The sequence below is a fragment of the Burkholderia arboris genome (genome assembly GCF_902499125.1).
GTDB lineage: Bacteria > Pseudomonadota > Gammaproteobacteria > Burkholderiales > Burkholderiaceae > Burkholderia > Burkholderia arboris.
Genome location: NZ_CABVPX010000032.1, coordinates 47,434 through 64,078 on the forward strand (window position 1 = coordinate 47,434; position 16,645 = coordinate 64,078).

Annotated in this window: 18 protein-coding genes; 6 read left to right on the forward strand and 12 right to left on the reverse strand. The window is 65.8% G+C overall.

From position 1 onward, the window contains the following. Nucleotides 1-30: 30 nt before the first annotated feature. From cydX to rpoH, 5 genes are all read right to left on the reverse strand, one after another. Nucleotides 31-153 carry a cytochrome bd-I oxidase subunit CydX gene (gene cydX, locus BLA15945_RS29890; protein ID WP_059233151.1) on the reverse strand — a complete coding sequence of 41 codons (123 nt, stop codon included), beginning with the start codon at nucleotides 151-153 and terminating at the stop codon, nucleotides 31-33. A 60-nt stretch (nucleotides 154-213) separates the two neighbouring features. Further along, the gene (cydB, locus tag BLA15945_RS29895; protein ID WP_059233152.1) at nucleotides 214-1,350 is read right to left on the reverse strand and encodes a cytochrome d ubiquinol oxidase subunit II; all 1,137 of its coding nucleotides are present in this window, start codon (nucleotides 1,348-1,350) and stop codon (nucleotides 214-216) included. A gap of 31 nt (nucleotides 1,351-1,381) precedes the next feature. Next, on the reverse strand, nucleotides 1,382-2,962 hold the full coding sequence (locus BLA15945_RS29900) for a cytochrome ubiquinol oxidase subunit I (RefSeq protein ID WP_174994097.1): 1,581 nt from the start codon (nucleotides 2,960-2,962) through the stop codon (nucleotides 1,382-1,384). Then, on the reverse strand, nucleotides 2,952-3,233 hold the full coding sequence (gene cydP, locus BLA15945_RS29905) for a cytochrome oxidase putative small subunit CydP (RefSeq protein ID WP_059233154.1): 282 nt from the start codon (nucleotides 3,231-3,233) through the stop codon (nucleotides 2,952-2,954). Before cydP ends, BLA15945_RS29900 begins: the two co-directional genes overlap by 11 nt. A 405-nt stretch (nucleotides 3,234-3,638) precedes the next feature. After that, nucleotides 3,639-4,574, reverse strand: coding sequence for an RNA polymerase sigma factor RpoH (gene rpoH, locus BLA15945_RS29910; protein ID WP_174994098.1), 936 nt, complete (start codon nucleotides 4,572-4,574; stop codon nucleotides 3,639-3,641). A 362-nt stretch (nucleotides 4,575-4,936) separates the two neighbouring features. Here rpoH and BLA15945_RS29915 point away from each other — a divergent pair, with 362 nt between their 5' ends. Then, on the forward strand, nucleotides 4,937-5,506 hold the full coding sequence (locus BLA15945_RS29915) for an acyloxyacyl hydrolase (RefSeq protein WP_059233156.1): 570 nt from the start codon (nucleotides 4,937-4,939) through the stop codon (nucleotides 5,504-5,506). A gap of 45 nt (nucleotides 5,507-5,551) precedes the next feature. Further along, entirely contained in the window at nucleotides 5,552-5,935 is a 384-nt protein-coding gene (locus BLA15945_RS29920; RefSeq protein ID WP_059233157.1) for a nuclear transport factor 2 family protein, read from the forward strand. Between the two features lie 143 nt (nucleotides 5,936-6,078). Here the strand turns inward: BLA15945_RS29920 and leuA are convergent, their stop codons facing one another. After that, the gene (gene leuA / locus BLA15945_RS29925; protein ID WP_174994099.1) at nucleotides 6,079-7,728 is read right to left on the reverse strand and encodes a 2-isopropylmalate synthase; all 1,650 of its coding nucleotides are present in this window, start codon (nucleotides 7,726-7,728) and stop codon (nucleotides 6,079-6,081) included. A 380-nt stretch (nucleotides 7,729-8,108) separates the two neighbouring features. Beyond that, complete coding sequence (gene ybiB, locus BLA15945_RS29930) at nucleotides 8,109-9,083, reverse strand: DNA-binding protein YbiB (RefSeq protein ID WP_059233159.1); 975 nt, start codon at nucleotides 9,081-9,083, stop codon at nucleotides 8,109-8,111. A gap of 179 nt (nucleotides 9,084-9,262) precedes the next feature. On the opposite strand from ybiB, the gene maiA reads away from it, so the two are divergent. Then, nucleotides 9,263-9,907 carry a maleylacetoacetate isomerase gene (maiA, locus tag BLA15945_RS29935; RefSeq protein ID WP_059236603.1) on the forward strand — a complete coding sequence of 215 codons (645 nt, stop codon included), beginning with the start codon at nucleotides 9,263-9,265 and terminating at the stop codon, nucleotides 9,905-9,907. An 85-nt stretch (nucleotides 9,908-9,992) separates the two neighbouring features. On the opposite strand, the gene ftsY is transcribed toward maiA, so the two are convergent. Then, a complete protein-coding gene (gene ftsY, locus BLA15945_RS29940) occupies nucleotides 9,993-11,150 on the reverse strand; it encodes a signal recognition particle-docking protein FtsY (RefSeq protein ID WP_174994100.1) in 1,158 nt (385 codons plus the stop codon). 217 nt (nucleotides 11,151-11,367) lie between these two features. Here ftsY and rsmD point away from each other — a divergent pair, with 217 nt between their 5' ends. The 3 genes from rsmD (at nucleotide 11,368) to BLA15945_RS29955 (ending at nucleotide 12,917) form a co-directional block, all read left to right on the forward strand. Beyond that, nucleotides 11,368-11,982 carry a 16S rRNA (guanine(966)-N(2))-methyltransferase RsmD gene (gene rsmD / locus BLA15945_RS29945; protein WP_059233161.1) on the forward strand — a complete coding sequence of 205 codons (615 nt, stop codon included), beginning with the start codon at nucleotides 11,368-11,370 and terminating at the stop codon, nucleotides 11,980-11,982. Between the two features lie 111 nt (nucleotides 11,983-12,093). After that, nucleotides 12,094-12,591 carry a pantetheine-phosphate adenylyltransferase gene (gene coaD / locus BLA15945_RS29950; RefSeq protein WP_021163047.1) on the forward strand — a complete coding sequence of 166 codons (498 nt, stop codon included), beginning with the start codon at nucleotides 12,094-12,096 and terminating at the stop codon, nucleotides 12,589-12,591. Between the two features lie 59 nt (nucleotides 12,592-12,650). Beyond that, a complete protein-coding gene (locus tag BLA15945_RS29955; RefSeq protein ID WP_006477774.1) occupies nucleotides 12,651-12,917 on the forward strand; it encodes a YfhL family 4Fe-4S dicluster ferredoxin in 267 nt (88 codons plus the stop codon). Nucleotides 12,918-12,999: 82 nt separating this feature from the next. Here the strand turns inward: BLA15945_RS29955 and hisC are convergent, their stop codons facing one another. From hisC to BLA15945_RS29975, 4 genes are all read right to left on the reverse strand, one after another. Continuing rightward, nucleotides 13,000-14,067: a histidinol-phosphate transaminase gene (hisC, locus tag BLA15945_RS29960; RefSeq protein ID WP_059233162.1), complete on the reverse strand. Its 1,068-nt coding sequence runs from the start codon at nucleotides 14,065-14,067 to the stop codon at nucleotides 13,000-13,002. Between the two features lie 118 nt (nucleotides 14,068-14,185). Then, nucleotides 14,186-14,785, reverse strand: coding sequence for an aminoacyl-tRNA hydrolase (gene pth / locus BLA15945_RS29965; RefSeq protein WP_021163050.1), 600 nt, complete (start codon nucleotides 14,783-14,785; stop codon nucleotides 14,186-14,188). Nucleotides 14,786-14,905: 120 nt separating this feature from the next. Beyond that, entirely contained in the window at nucleotides 14,906-15,511 is a 606-nt protein-coding gene (locus tag BLA15945_RS29970; protein ID WP_059233163.1) for a 50S ribosomal protein L25/general stress protein Ctc, read from the reverse strand. Between the two features lie 161 nt (nucleotides 15,512-15,672). Next, nucleotides 15,673-16,635 (reverse strand): ribose-phosphate pyrophosphokinase, encoded by a 963-nt coding sequence (locus tag BLA15945_RS29975; RefSeq protein WP_059233164.1) that lies wholly within the window; start codon nucleotides 16,633-16,635, stop codon nucleotides 15,673-15,675. Nucleotides 16,636-16,645 lie beyond the last annotated feature (10 nt).

Below are 16,645 nucleotides of genomic sequence, written 5' to 3' on the forward strand. Positions count from 1 at the left end.
GGCCGCGCGATCGGCCGCGCGCGCCGGGCGTCAGTCGCGGCGTGCGCGCACGGGCGCCTCCTGCGCCTTCTGCCGCGCTTCGAGCCACATCGCGTTGACGATGCCGAACGACAGCGCGACGCCGATACCGAGAATCCAGCTGAAATACCACATGGTCCGACTCCTTGCGAAACGGTGGGCGAGGGCGCGTGCGCCCCGGCCCGGTTCAATGCATCAATACATCGAGTGCTTGTTCTCTTCGAGCGTCTGGTGCGTGACCTTGCCGCGCATCACGCGATACACCCAGCTCGTGTAGATCAGGATGAGCGGCAGGAACACGATCACCGCGAACAGCATCACCTGCAGCGTCATGTGGCTCGACGTCGAATCCCACACGGTCAGGCTGCTGCGCGGGTCGAGCGACGACGGCATGATGAACGGGAACATCGAGAAGCCCGCGGTCAGGATCACGCCGACGATCATCAGGCCCGTACAGAAGAACGCCGTCTTCTCCTGCTTCGAGCCGGCGAGCAGCAGCGCGAGCACGCCGCCTGCGATCCCGACGACAGGCGCCGCGATCATCCACGGGAATTCGCTGTAGTTCGCGAGCCACAGGCCCGAGCCGGCGGCGACGTCCTTGAGCAGCGGGTTCGCGACGGTGTCGGTCGGTGCGGCGTGGGTGATGTGGAAGCCGCCGATATACGACGCCACCAGCACGCCGGCCAGCACGAACAGCACGACCGCGAGGAACGACGCCGCGCGCAGTGCGATCGAGGCGCGGCGCGCGATCACGCCGTCGGTCTTCATCTTGATGAACGCGGCGCCGTGCGCGACGAGCATCGTGAGGCTGACGAGCCCGCACAGCAGCGCGAACGGGTTCAGCAGCGCCCAGAAGCTGCCGTAGTAGGTCACGCGCAGGTCGCTGTCGAACTTGAACGGCACGCCCTGCAGCAGGTTGCCGAACGCGACGCCGAACACGAGCGCCGGCACGAAGCCGCCGATGAACAGGCCCCAGTCCCAGCCCGCGCGCCAGCGCGGGTCCGGCCGCTTGCTGCGGTAGTCGAAGCCCACGGGCCGGAAGAACAGCGCGAACAGCACGAGCAGCATCGCGAAGTAGAAGCCGGAGAACGACGCCGCGTAGACGAGCGGCCAGGCGGCGAACATCGCGCCGCCGGCCGTGATCAGCCACACCTGGTTGCCTTCCCACGTTGCGCCGACGGTGTTGACGATGATGCGGCGCTCTTCGTCGGTCTTGCCGAGGAACGGCAGCAGCGCGGTCGCGCCCATGTCGAAGCCGTCGGTGACGGCGAAGCCGATCAGCAGCACGCCGACGAGCAGCCACCAGATCAGCTTGAGAGTTGCATAGTCCATAGCGATTCCTTGTTCCGTTTCAGGTGCGTGCTCACGCCGGGGCGTGCTCGCTGGCGGCTGCGATTTCGTGGTGATAGCGGCCGGTATGCAGCGACGACGGGCCGAGGCGCGCGTACTTGAACATCAGCTTGATCTCGATGACGAACAGCGCCGTATAGAACAGGATGAAGCCCGCGAGGCTCAGGTACAGGTCGCTCGGCTGCAGGCTCGACGCGGACAGGTGCGTCGGCAGCACGCCGGCGATCGTCCACGGCTGGCGGCCGAGCTCGGCGACGATCCAGCCGAATTCGATCGCGATCCACGGCAGCGGGATCGCCCACACCGCATAGCGCAGGAACCAGCGGCGGTTGTCCTGCAGCAGTTCGCGGCGCGCGCAGAACCAGAACGCGGCGATGAACGTCGCGACGAACAGGAAGCCGAGGGCCACCATGATCCGGAACGAGAAGAACACGGGCGCGACCGGCGGGATCGTCTTCTTCGCGGCGGCCTTGATCTGCTCGGGCGTCGCATCGACCACGTTCGGCGTGAACTGCTTGAGCATCAGCCCGTAGCCGAGATACTGCTTGTGCTGGTCGAACAGCGCGCGGGTCGCGTCGCTCGTGTCGCCCTGCTTGATCTTCTGCAGCGCGCCGTACGCGACCATCCCGCTCTGGATGTGCTCCTCGCTGTGCTTCGCGAGCTCGCGCAGGCCGATCACCGGTTCGTCGATCGAGCGCGTCGCGATCAGGCCGAGCGCGTACGGGATCTTGATCGCGTAGTCGGTGCGCTGTGCTTCCTGGTTCGGAATGCCGATCAGCGTGAACGATGCTGGCGCCGGCTGCGTTTCCCATTCGGATTCGATCGCGGCGAGCTTCATCTTCTGCACTTCGCCGGTCGTATAGCCCGATTCGTCGCCGAGCACGATCACGCACAGCGTCGCTGCGAGGCCGAAGCCGGCCGCGACTGCGAACGAGCGCAGCGCGAAGTCGACGTCGCGCTTCTTCAGCAGGTACCACGACGACACGCCGAGCACGAACATCGCCGCCGACACGTAGCCGGCCGACACCGTGTGCACGAACTTCACCTGCGCGACCGGGTTGAACAGCACGTCGAACAGGCTCGTCATCTCCATGCGCATCGTCTGGTAGTTGAACTCGGCGCCGACCGGGTTGTTCATCCAGCCGTTCGCGACGAGGATCCACAGCGCGGACAGGTTCGAGCCCAGCGCGACGAGGAACGTGACCATCAGGTGCTTGACCTTCGACAGGCGGTTCCAGCCGAAGAAGAACAGGCCGACGAATGTCGATTCGAGGAAGAACGCCATCAGGCCTTCGACCGCGAGCGGCACGCCGAAGATGTCGCCGACATAGTGCGAGTAGTACGACCAGTTCGTACCGAACTGGAATTCGAGCGTGATGCCGGTGGTCACGCCCATCGCGAAGTTGATGCCGAACAGCTTGCCCCAGAACTGGGTCATGTCCTTGTAGACCTGTTTGCCGGTCATCACGTAGACGGCTTCCATGATGACGAGCAGCCAGGACAGGCCGAGCGTCAACGGCACAAACAGGAAATGGTAGAGCGCCGTGATGCCGAACTGCAGACGTGACAGATCGACGACTTCGCTACTTATCATGGTGGTCTCCCTCGGTGGATGCAGGCGCCGGTACCGAGAGCAGCTTCTCGGCGACGGCGGCAGGCGGAAGCGACATGTGCTCGGCCTGCGGATGATTGAAGAATGCGTATTTGAGCGACATCAGGAGGATCAGCTTGACGATCAGCACCAGGGTGATGTCGCGGGCGAGGGTCGGTCCGCGTGCCCACGCGGCGATGCGCGCGCGCCAGCCGATCGTGCGGGCCGGCCGCGGGGGAGACGGCGGCGCAGGCTCTTTATTGATCGAGATCAAGGCGATTATCCTGAATCGATTTAGGTCGGATTTGGGGCGACTTTACGTCGGATTTATGACGGCCGTGAAGCTGTTTTAATCCTTTTGCGCCGGACATGCCAATTTTAAAAGGACGGCTTTCCGATGCCGAGTGCTGCGCTGCGGCAGACCGTCGCGAAACGCGGGGCAAAAGTTGAGGCAGATCAAGGTTATGCGGAAGGGGCCCGGAAACGGCCTGATACCCGACGAATCAGGTCAAATTAATCGGCAGTGAAGCGGACGAAGAAACGGACGAAGAAACGGGCGGAGAAATGCGCGCTGAAGCGCACGCAGAAGCGTGTGCAAGCACGCGAAAAAGACGGGCGAAAAAAAACCGCTGCCGGTCGGGCAGCGGTTTTCGATGAGGCGCTCTAAATCGCCGTGGATTTACGCGTATTCGGCGAGGGCAGTGCGCATCTTTTTCATTGCGCTTGCTTCGATCTGGCGGATGCGTTCCGCGGACACGCCGAATTCGGCCGCGAGATCGTGCAGCGTCGAGCCGCCCGAGCCGTCGTCGTCGACGTGCAGCCAGCGTGCCTCGATGATGCGGCGGCTGCGGGCGTCGAGCGCCTCGAGTGCCTGCGCGATGCCGTCCGTCTGCAGCGAGTCGCGCTGACGCGCGGCGAGCACGGCGGTCGGCTCGTTGTGCGAGTCGGCCAGGTAGGCGATCGGCGCGTACGACTCCTCGCCGTCTTCCACCTGCCCTTCGAGCGCGATGTCGCCGCCCGACAGGCGCGTTTCCATCTCGGTCACGTCTTCGCGCTTGACGTTGAGTTCCTGCGCGAGGCCGTCGATTTCCTCGGGCGTCATCGCCTGCATGGACTTCTTGTGGCTGCGCAGGTTGAAGAACAGCTTGCGCTGCGCCTTCGTCGTCGCGACCTTCACCATGCGCCAGTTGCGCAGGATGTACTCGTGGATCTCGGCCTTGATCCAGTGGATCGCATACGACACGAGACGCACGTTCTGCGCCGGATCGAAGCGCTTCACGGCCTTCATCAGGCCGATGTTGCCTTCCTGGATCAGGTCGCCGTGCGGCAGGCCGTAGCCGAGATAGTTGCGCGCGATCGACACGACCAGACGCAGGTGCGACAGCACGAGGCGGCGCGCCGAGTCGAGGTTGTTGCCTTCGCGGAATTCGGTTGCGTACTGGCGTTCCTCTTCGGCGGTCAGCAGCGGGATGCGGTTGACGGCCTGGATATACGCGTCGATGTTGCCGAGCTGGCCGGGCAACATCGATTGGGCTGCGAGCGCCAGCGAGCCTGCCGATTCGGCCTTGGCCAGCGTCGGGCTCAGGGTATTCGGGAGGGTCAGGGCGTTGCTCACTAAAAAAACTCCTTTGGAATCAGGGACAAACCCCCGGTCTCGAATGAGATTCCGTGGGCCATCTTAGCACTCCCGCAAGACGAGTGCTAATTCCTTAGAGCGGGCGGGGGCATCCGAGTTCCCGGTTTTTCTATCGATCAAGTGGAGTCGATAGTCTAATCTGCGACAGGAGGCGCGACGCGAAGTTCCGTAAGCCGTTGTTTCTGATGACAATCAGTAGACGATTTCGATTTTTGTCGTTTTGGAAGGAAGCCATTTCGCTTCGTGATGCCGATCCGAAAAGTCCTTTACCATAACATTCAGTTCGCTCGGGCCAAGCCGTTGCGGCAGGCTCCATTCAACCCAAAAAGTTGGAGTGTCAGATGAACAATAAGAAGAATCGCCGGCCCCGCAGCCGGCTTGCGCTGCATGCATTGTTGGCAGCGTCACTTCTGGGCGGATCGGGTGCGGCGTTTGCGGATCGATGGGGGATCCAGGCGGGCGGCGGGTTTTCGGATCGTCGCGGGATCGACAAGGGCGATCTCGGCGTCGTGTGGGATCCGGGCTGGAACTGGTGGCAGGTCGGCGGCTGGCACTTCGCGTTTGTCGTCGAAGGGCACGTCGGGTACTGGCACACGGGCGGCAACGTCCACAGCAGCATCGGCGAATTCGGCGTGACGCCGATGTTCCGCTTCATCAGGAGCGCGGGGGAGATTCGCCCGTTCATCGAGGCCGGCGGTGGTGTGCGGCTTCTGACACACCCGACGATCTCGAACAATTTTTCGCTGTCGACCGCGTTCCAGTTCGCACCGACTGCGGGCGTCGGCGTGCAGTTCGGCCAACGGCAACAGTATCAGGTCGGCTACCGTTTTGAACATGTGTCTAACGCGGGTATCAAAGAGCCGAATCCTGGTATAAATTTCCACCAGTTCTACGTGCAGTACAACTTCTGATCCGTACGCCCGCGCACGGCGGGCGCGTTGCCGAGGAGTCAGGCGATGGCGAAGGTGATCGATGCGATCCGCGCGCTCGAGCGCGATCGGTTCCGGGCGATGGTGGACGGGGACGGCGAGGCGCTCGACGCGCTATTGTCGGACAAGGTGTTCTTCGTCCACACCAATGGCAAACGCGAAACCAAGCAGCAGTTCATCGACGCCATCGTCGCCGGCCGCCGCCGCTATCGCCAGATCGAAATCCAGTCTCAGGACGTGTTGCCCGTCGGCGACGAAACCTGCGTCGTCACGGGGCGCGCGTTGATCGAGATGGAAACGAACAACGGCGGTCTGGTCTTCCCGATTGCCTATACCTCCGTCCACACGCACGAGCAGGGCCGCTGGAGCCTGTTCGCGTGGCAGGCGACGCGGTGCGCGACCGAGACATGAGCGCGCATCGCGCGCCTTTTCATGTCCCCGAATCGAGCGGCCTTGTGGGCCGCTTTTTGCTGGCCCGTGCGGCGCGGATTGCGCGGCGCACGGGCGGTCACGCGCCGCTCGCTGGCATGTCACCCTGAGTCGAAGCCCGGCGGTCACGCCGCCACGCGGCGGTCCGTGCAGTGCCAGACCGAACGGTTGATCGCGCTGACGACCGCGTCGAGCGCGGCGCTCGCCGCATCGGCATGCAGGCCGACCCCGTGCCGCAGCGGCGCATCGCCGACCCGGCAGCCGACCGATACCGCGATCCGGCCGTCCGTCGTGCGGGCGTGTTCGCACGACGCGACGTCGATCGCGGCGCCGGCGGCCGCTGCAAATGCCGCGGCGAAACGTCGCACCGCGTCCTCGGGCGTCGCATCGGCGGCGGGCGCCGCTGCCGCGATCTCGCGGTTCTGCCAGCGTGCGCTGCTGCCGTGGCGTGCGGCCGGGCCGTCGGTCTCGAAGAATTCGCGTGCGAACAGCGCGCAGATCGCGTCGCCCGTCACTTCCTCGCCCGATGCGTCGGCGAGCGTCTGCACTGCATGGCTGAATTCGATCTGCACGCGGCGCGTCGGCGTGAAGCCCATTCCGCGTTCGAGCAGGAACGTCGCGCCGCCCTTGCCGGACTGGCTGTTCACGCGGATCACCGCGTCGTAGCTGCGGCCGAGGTCGGCCGGGTCGATCGGCAGGTACGGCACTTCCCAGGCCGCGTCGGGGCGCTGCTGCGCGAAGCCCTTGCGGATCGCATCCTGGTGCGAGCCCGAGAACGCGGTGAACACGAGGTCGCCCGCGTACGGGTGGCGCGGATGCACGGGAATCTGGTTGCAGCGCTCGACGACGCGGCGCACCGCGTCGATGTCGGAGAAGTCGAGGCCCGGGTCGATGCCCTGCGTGTAGAGGTTCAGCGCGAGCGTGACGAGATCGACGTTGCCGGTGCGCTCGCCGTTGCCGAACAGGCAGCCCTCGATGCGGTCGGCGCCCGCGAGCAGCGCGAGTTCGGCGGCCGCGACCGCGGTGCCGCGGTCGTTGTGCGGATGCACGGACAGCACGATGCTGTCGCGATACGCGAGGTTGCGGTCCATCCATTCGATCTGGTCGGCGAACACGTTCGGGCTCGCGGCTTCGACGGTGGCCGGCAGGTTGACGATCATCTTGTGGTCGCGGGTCGGGCGCCACGTCTGCGCGACCGCGTCGCAGATCTCGCGTGCGAACGTCAGCTCGGTCATGCTGAAGGTTTCCGGCGAGTACTGGAAGGTCCACTGCGTATCGGGGCGCGCGGCCGCGTGTTCCTTGACGATGCGCGTGCCGTCGATCGCGAGCGCCTTCACGTCGTTCTTCGACATCCCGAACACGATGCGGCGGAACGACGGGCAGACCGCGTTGTACAGGTGCACGATCGCGCGCGGCACGCCTTCGAGCGCGTCGAACGTGCGGGCGATCAGGTCTTCGCGCGACTGCACGAGCACCTCGATCGTCACGTCGTCCGGAATCCGCTTGTCGTCGATCAGCTTGCGGACGAAATCGAAGTCGGTTTGCGACGCCGACGGAAAACCGACTTCGATCTCCTTGAACCCGATCGCAACCAGCATCTCGAAGAACTCCAGCTTCTGCTCGATGCTCATCGGCTCGATCAGCGACTGGTTGCCGTCGCGCAGGTCGGTGCTCATCCACACGGGCGCACGCTCGATGGTGCGGGACGGCCAGCGGCGGCCATTGAGGCGGACGGGCTCGAACGGACGGTATTTGTCTTGCGGATTGCGCTGCATCTTCTGGACCTCGGGTCTCAAGTCGCGAGCGAAGACGGGCGGCATGGGCGACGGTTGGCGCTGCCTCGCACCGCCGCGCGCAATGGCGCCGCAGATGCGGATGATCTTCGCGAATCGGCCGACGGATAGACGGACGAATGCTGACGACTTCGGTTGTAAAAACTGCGAGAGGGGTACTGCGAGGAACTGCTGGGAGGGACCGTGCGGACAGCACACGGCGCTACGACAGCCTTAGGCTAGTCGTAGCGATAGCGGCCGCGCTAGGCGGCCGGAGGTAATTCGGAGGGTGTTCGGAAAGGAACGCATGGCGACCACTCTATGCCAGGATGCGGCAGTGTGTCAAATGGTCGGGATAAAGGGGCGGGTCGCCGGCCGTGCCGTCAGCGCGCGATACGGGCGATCTGCACGATCGTCGCGACCTGCCGCGAAACCGTGTCCGGCACCGGCACCTCGCCGCGCAGCACGGCGTCCGTCCACGCGGCCGTGGTCGCCGCATCGCGCGATTCGGGCAGCGCGACGGGCGGCGCATCGGTCGACGAACGTTCGGCCTCGATCAGCGTGTCGCACGCGCCGTCGTGCAGCCAGTCGACCTGCACCTGGCGCCGCGTGTCGGCGACGGCTTCGCCCTCGGTGCCGCGCGCGAGCAGCGCGCCGCCGAGCGCGGCGTCCGGATGATCGCGGAACAGCTGCGCGAGGCTGTCACGGTACGGCGGATGCGTGTAGTTGACGAGCCGCAGCCCGGCCGGCGCGAACGGCTGCAGGATCTTCACGAGCGTGTGCGTCGAATTGCGTACGCCGAGTACGCTGCGCATCGACAGCAGGTGTGCAAGGCGCGGCGCCAGGACTTCGATCGGTGCGAACGCGACGCGGCGCTCGGCGAGCATGTCTTCGATCGCATCGTGCGACGTCGACGGCGCGAGCGACAGTGCCGAGAAAATTTCCGCGCTCGTCACGCGGCCCGGATCGCGCTCCACACCGTGCACGAGCACCGGCACGCCTTCGCGCGCGAGCAGCAGCGCGAGCAGCGGCACGAGGTTCGGCTGCTTGCGCGCACCGTTGTAGCTCGGGATCGCCACCGGGCGGAATGCCGCGTCCTGCACATGCACGGGCTCGAACGATGCCTGCGCGGCGGCGAGCATCGCGGCCAGTTCGTCGGCGGATTCGCCTTTCAGCCGATAGGCGATCAGGATCGCGCCCAGTTCGACGTCCGACACGCGTGCGTCGAGCATTGCGCGATAGAGCTCGAACGTGTCCTCGGCGGACAGCGCGCGCGCGCCGTGCGGGCCGCGGCCGATTTCCTTGATGAAGCGGGCGCACGGGAACGGAGCGGTGGCGGGATCGTGGGAAGCGGTCATCGGGGCGTGGGGCGGGCGGCCGGCATCGGGCCGCGCGGTGAGCGGTGAGGAATGCCCCGAGTATCGCACGGGCGCAGGCGCGCATCGTGCCGCGCTACACTCTGGGTCCCGGCGGTGCGCGCGCCGGCTGCGCCGCGCCCGTGCCGTTGCCGGCCGAATACGACTACGAGAGACATCCCATGAAGCTCTACAGCTATTTCCGCAGTTCCGCGTCGTACCGCGTGCGGATTGCCCTGAACCTGAAGCGGCTGCCGTTCGACTATGTCCCCGTGCACATGCTGCGCGACGGCGGCGAGCAACTGAAGGACGCGTACCGCGCACTGAACCCGGATGCGGTCGTGCCGACGCTGATCGACGACGACGCGACGCTGCAGCAGTCGCTCGCGATCATCGAGTATCTCGAGGAAACCCATCCCGAGCCCGCGCTGCTGCCGAAGGAGCCGGTCGATCGCGCGTACGTGCGCGCGGTCGCCCTGCAGATCGCGTGCGAAATCCATCCGCTCAACAACCTGCGCGTGCTGAAGTACCTGAAGCACACGCTGAAGGTGCCCGAGGAGGCGAAGAACGCGTGGTACCGGCACTGGATCGAGGCCGGCTTCGAAACGCTCGAGTCGCGTCTCGCGAACGATCCGCGCACCGGCAAGCTGGTTTTCGGCGACACGCCGACGCTCGCCGACGTGTGCCTCGTGCCGCAGGTGTTCAACGCGAACCGCTTCTCGATCGATACCACGCGCTTTCCGACGATCCAGCGGATCGTCGATCATGCCGCGACGCTCGACGCGTTCAAGGCCGCCGAGCCGGGCGTGCAGCCCGACGCGGAGTGAGCGCGGCGCACCCGCTGCGAGCATGAGCGCGCACGCATGAAAAAGGGCGCCCGAAGGCGCCCCGTGCGATGCGTGCCGACGAGGTTCAGCCGAGCAACGCGTCCGCGAATTCCACCGCGCTGAACGGCTGCAGATCCTCGACCTTTTCGCCGACGCCGATGAAGTAGACGGGCACCGGTCGTTGCCGCGCGATCGCGGCGAGGATCCCGCCCTTCGCGGTGCCGTCGAGCTTCGTGACGATCAGGCCGGTGAGGCCGAGCGCGTCGTCGAATGCCTTCACCTGCGTGAGTGCGTTCTGGCCGGTGTTCGCGTCGATCACCAGCAGCACTTCGTGCGGCGCGCCGTCGTGCGCCTTCGAGATCACGCGCTTCACCTTCTTCAGCTCTTCCATCAGGTGAATCTGCGTCGGCAGGCGGCCGGCCGTGTCGGCCATCATCACGTCGATCTTGCGCGCGCGCGCGGCGCTGACCGCGTCGAAGATCACCGCGGCCGGATCGCCGCTTTCCTGCTGCACGACCGTCACGTTGTTGCGCTCGCCCCAGACCGAGAGCTGCTCGCGTGCGGCCGCGCGGAACGTGTCGCCCGCGGCCAGCAGCACCGACTGGTCGAAGCTCTGCAGATGCTTCGCGAGCTTGCCGATGCTGGTCGTCTTGCCCGCGCCGTTCACGCCGGTGATCATCATCACGAGCGGCTGCGCGCGGCCGAGCATCAGCGATTTCTCGAGCGGCGTCAGCAGCTCGACGAGCAGGTCATGCAGCGCGTCCTTCACCTGCTGCGGGTCGGTCAGCCGGGCCGTGCGCACCTTTTCGCGCAGCGCGCCGAGCAGGTACTCGGTCGCATCGACGCCCGCGTCGGACATCAGCAGCGCGGTTTCGAGCTCCTCGTACAGATCCTCGTCGATCTTCGTGTTGACGAACACGCCGGTGATGCTCGAGCCCGTCTTCGCGAGCCCCGTTTTCAGGCGCGCGAGCCAGGACTTCTTCGCCGACGCGTCCTGCAGCGGCGGCGGGACGATCTCGACCGTCTCGACGACTTCGTCGCGGCCGTCGTTGGTCGGCGTGACCGTCACGACGACGGCCGGCGCGGCCGGTTGCACGGGCGCTTGCGGCACATCGGCCGCGGGCGCCGCATCGCGCGCAGGCGCGGCATCGGACGGCTCGTCCGCTTGCTGCGCGTCGGCCGATTGCGATTCCGCCGGATCGGGCTCCTGCGATTTCTTGAATCGTTTGAAGAAACTGAACATGGTCTGACGTCGGGAAGAGGGCAGGCCCGCCGGGAGGGGCGGGGCGCCGGACGGGCCGTTCTGCGTTCGCGCGGGCGCGGCGCACGGCGGCCGAAACCGTGCATTTTATCAGTGCGGCGTGGCGCTCGCGTCAGTGCGCGTTGCCGCTGTGGTAACGTGCGCCTGTTTGGCGGTGCGCCCCTGTGCGTACCCGGTCCCTCCGTCGTCGATATTCCGTATGTCCCGTTCCTCTTCCGGCCGCCCGGCGGCCCCTCCTGCCCGCGGCAAGCCGCACACGATCCGCATCATCGGCGGTGACTGGAAGCGCACGCCGCTCGCGGTGCTCGATCTCGACGGCCTGCGGCCAACGCCCGATCGCGTGCGCGAGACGCTGTTCAACTGGCTCGGCCAGGATCTCGAAGGCCGCCGCTGCCTCGACCTGTTCGCGGGCACCGGCGCGCTCGGTTTCGAGGCCGCGTCGCGCGGCGCGGCGAGCGTCGTGATGGTCGAGCGCCACCCGCGCGCCGCACAGCAGCTGCGGGCGATCAAGGACAAGCTCGGCGCCCGCTCGGTCGAAGTCGCCGAAGCCGATGCGCTGCGGCTCGCGGCCGGGCTCACGCCCGGTGCGTTCGACGTCGTGTTTCTCGATCCGCCGTTCGGCGAACCGGCCGTGCTCGATCGCGCGGTCGCGCTGGCGGCGCCGCTCGTCGCGGCGGGCGGCGCGCTGTACGTCGAAACGGGGGCGGAACTCGACCCGGCCGCGCACGAGGCGCTCGCCGGCTGGCAAGTGGAGAAGCACGGCAAGGCGGGTGCGGTTCACTATCATTTGCTGCGGCGCGAAAATGATGAATAATGCGCGTTCCATACGAGGCGGCGCGCCGCAAAGGCGACGCATGCCCATCCCGGCAGCGGCGTGCGCATCGCGCGGCTGCCATCCCGTTTGCGTGATGACAGGAGGAGCGACATGGTAGTCGCCGTGTATCCCGGTACGTTCGATCCGCTGACGCGCGGGCACGAAGACCTCGTGCGGCGTGCGTCGAGCATTTTTGATACGCTGGTTGTGGGCGTTGCCGACAGCCGCGCGAAAAAGCCGTTCTTCTCGCTCGAAGAACGTCTGACGATTGCGAACGAGGTGCTCGGCCATTATCCGAACGTGAAGGTGATGAGTTTCACCGGCCTCCTGAAGGATTTCGTCCGGACCAACAACGCGCGCGTGATCGTGCGCGGCCTGCGCGCCGTGTCCGATTTCGAATATGAGTTCCAGATGGCGGGGATGAACCGCTACCTGTTGCCCGACGTCGAGACGATGTTCATGACGCCGTCCGATCAGTACCAGTTCATCTCGGGGACGATCGTGCGCGAAATCGCGCAGTTGGGCGGCGATGTCAGCAAGTTCGTGTTTCCGTCCGTCGAGAAGTGGCTGACCGAGAAAGTGACGGCGATGGGAGGCCCTGCCGCGTAATGCGGCGCCGGCCGGTTTCGTTGCGAAGCCGGCCACTGGCCTGAAGAAGTGAGATCAGTATGGCTTTGATGATTACCGACGAGTGCATCAATTGCGACGTGTGCGAGCCCGAGTGCCCGAACGGCGCGATTTCGATGGGCCCGGACATCTACGTGATCGACCCGAACAAGTGCACCGAGTGCGTCGGCCATTTCGACGAACCGCAGTGCCAGCAGGTGTGTCCGGTCGAATGCATTCCGCGCGATCCGCAGCATGACGAATCGCACGCGCAATTGATGGAGAAGTATCACGCGCTGATCGCCGTGAAGGGCGACGACGCGTCGTGACCCGGCGGTGACGCGCGCCCGTTGACTGGCGAGCGCACGTTCCGCTTTCAGATCGGCGCCGCCCGGCGCCGGTTCTTCCGTATCAGGCCAGCAGTTTGCGCAACGCCGCGACGAGCGCGTCGCATTCGGCATCGGTGCCGACCGTGATGCGCAGGTGCTGGTCGATCCTCGGCAGCCGGAAGTGCCGCACGAAAATTTCCCGTTCCTTCAGTTTCGCCGCGATCGTGCCCGCATCGTGCGCGGGATGGCGTGCGAACACGAAATTCGCCGCCGACGGCACGATGTCGAAGCCGAGCGCGTCGAGCGCGTGCGTGAGCCGCGTCCGGCTGTCGATCACGCGCCGGCAGGTCGCGTCGAAATAGTCGGTGTCGTCATACGCGGCCTGCGCGGCGACCTGCGCGAGCCGGTCGAGCGGATAGGAGTTGAAGCTGTCCTTCACGCGGTTCAGCGCGTCGATCAGCGCCGCATCGCCGAACGCGAAGCCGACGCGCATGCCCGCGAGCGAGCGCGCCTTCGACGTCGTGTGCACGACGAGCAGGTTCGGATGACGGTCGATCAGCGTAATCGCCGACTGCGCGCCGAAATCGACGTACGCCTCGTCGATCACGACGACCGATGACGGATTCGCGGCCGCGATCCGCTCGACGTCCGCGAGCGGCAGCGCGCGCCCGGTCGGCGCATTCGGGTTCGGAAACAGCACGCCGCCGGCGTCGTCGAGATAGTCGCCGACGCGGATCGAGAAGTCGTCCGCGAGCGGCACGACCGTGGTGTCGACGCCGTACAGGCGCGCGTAGGTCGGATAGAAGCTGTACGTGATGTCCGGAAAGCGCAGCGGGCGGTCGTGCTTCAGCAGCGCCTGGAACGTGTGCGCGAGCACCTCGTCGGAGCCGTTGCCGACGAACACCTGCTCGGGCTCGATGCGGTGATGGGCCGCGACCGTCTCGCGCAGCGCACGCGCGACCGGGTCCGGATAGCGGCGCAGCGTGTCGCCGGTCGTGCCGAGTTCGCGTGCGATCGCCGCGACGACGCGCGGCGACGGCGGATAGGGATTCTCGTTGGTGTTCAGCTTGACGGGGTGCGCGAGCGCGGGCTGCTCGCCCGGCACGTAAGGCACGAGTTGCTGAACGACGTCGCTCCAGTAACGGCTCACCGCTTGGCTCCTGTCGGGCAAAACGTCGAGATTACCGCATGTGTGCGTCGCGGTGGGGCGGGCGGAGCCGCCCGGCGGCGCCGGACGGCCCGATGCACCGGGCCGGTGCGAGGCTCGGTCAATTGCGATGCAGCTGCATCGTCGCGCGGTCGAGTTCGCCCTTGACGACCATCGGCATCACGGCGAGCGCGCGTTCGATCGACGCGTCGATCACGTCCTGCTCCTCGCGGCGCGGCGGCTTCAGCACGAAGTTCGCGACGTCGGGCTTCGCGCCGGCGCGCGCGCTTTCCGGAATCAGGTCGCGCGGATGGCCGATGCCGATCCGCAGCCGCCAGTATTGCTGCGACGACAGGTGCGCGGTGATGTCCTTCAGGCCGTTGTGGCCGCCGCTGCCGCCGCCGAGCTTCAGCTTCACGGTGCCGGGCGGCAGGTCGAGCTCGTCATGCGCGACGAGGATCTGGTCGGGCAGGATCTTGAAGAATTGCGCGAGCGCGACGACCGACTGGCCGGAGCGGTTCATGTAGGTTTGCGGCTCGAGCAGGTGGACTTCCTCGCCGTGCAGGCGCGCTTTCGCGTAGAAGCCGTGGAAGCGGCGTTCGTCGCGCAGCGTCGCGCCGGCTTCGCGGGCGAGCTGGTCGATCAGCCAGAAGCCGGCGTTGTGGCGCGTCGCGGTGTATTCCGCCCCGGGATTGCCGAGGCCGACGATCAGTTTGATCATGACGTTTCGAAGGCGGCAACGGCCGCCTGGGCGCAGAAAAAGAAAAACCCGCCGGGCAAGCCGCGGCGGGTTGCGTCGACCGTTTCGTGAAACGGATCGATGGGGCGCGTAGGCAGCCGCTTAGGCAGCCGGCGTTTCGCCTTCAGCTGCGTCCGACACGGCACCAGCCGGGATCGTCGCCGATGCGACAACCGGGTTTTCCGCGTCGACGTGCGCGACCAGCGCGACGCCCTTCGGCAGCGTGATGTCCTTCGCGTGCAGCGATTGACCGGCTTCGATCTTCGACAGGTCGACTTCGAGGAACTCCGGCAGGTCAGCCGGCAGGCACTCGATTTCGATTTCCGTCGCGACGTGCGAAACGATCGCGCTCGACAGCTTCACGGCCGGGCTGACTTCCGCGTTCAGGAAGTGCAGCGGTGCCTTCGTGTGCAGCTTCTTCTTCGCGTCAACGCGCTGGAAGTCCACGTGCAGCACCAGTTGCTTGAACGGGTGGTATTGCACGTCGCGCAGCAGAACCTGTTGCGACTGGCCAGCCACTTCGAGGTCGAGGATCGACGAGTGGAAAGCTTCCTTCTTCAGGGCGTGCCACAGGGCGTTGTGATCGAGTTCGATCTTTTGCGGGGCCACTTCGCCACCGTAAACGATACCCGTGGTCTTACCAGCGTTGCGCAGGCGGCGGCTCGCACCCGTACCTTGCTCTTGGCGCTCGAAAGCGACGACTTTCATATGATTCTCCATTAGCTGCCCGCGACCAGGCAGTAAAACGGGGCCGTCAAACGGCGGCCCCTGATGAAACGGTCGGGGTTTCGTCTATCCCGTCCGATTGTGCAAAAAGCGAAGCGTTGCCGCTTCGCTTTCTGCGCATACTTTGTTCAGTCGATTCGCGATCAGGATTCCGCGAACAGCGACATCACCGAATCGCCGCGGCGGATCCGCGAGAACGTCTCGGCCAGCAGGCTCGCGCTCGTCAGCGAGCGGATCTTCGAGCAGGCCAGCGATTCGGCCGACAGCGGGATCGTATCGGTGACGACGAGCTCGTCGAGTGCCGATGCGGCGATGCGATCTGCGGCGCCGCCCGACAGCACGGGGTGCGTCGCGTACGCGAACACCTGCTTCGCACCGCGGTCCTTCAGCACTTGTGCGGCCTTGCAGAGCGTGCCGGCCGTATCGACCATGTCGTCCATGATCACGCAGGTGCGGCCTTCGACTTCACCGATGATGTTCATCACTTCGGCGATGTTCGCCTTCGGACGACGCTTGTCGATGATCGCGAGATCGCAGTTGAGCTGCTTCGCGAGTGCCCGGGCACGCACCACGCCGCCGACGTCCGGCGACACGACGAGCAGATCCGAGTAGTTCTGCTTGCGCAGGTCACCCAGCAGGATCGGCGTTGCGTAGATGTTGTCGACCGGGATGTCGAAGAAGCCCTGAATCTGGTCGGCGTGCAGATCCATCGTGATGATCCGCTCGACGCCGGCGATTTCCAGCATGTTCGCGATGACCTTCGCCGAGATCGCGACGCGCGCCGAACGCGGGCGTCGATCCTGACGGGCATAGCCGAAGTAGGGGATGGCTGCAGTGATCCGGCCGGCGGATGCGCGCTTGAGCGCATCGACCATGATCATCAGTTCCATCAGGTTGTCGTTCGTCGGTGCGCACGTGGATTGCAGGACGAAGACGTCCTTGCCGCGCACGTTTTCCTGGATCTCGACCTGGATCTCGCCGTCGGAGAAACGGCTGACCATTGCTTTGCCGAGGGGGATACCAAGGATATTGACGACTTCCTGGGCGAGCGCGGGATTCGCGTTGCCAGTAAAGACCATCAGGCCATCATGGCTGTGGCTGCTCATCGTGCACCTG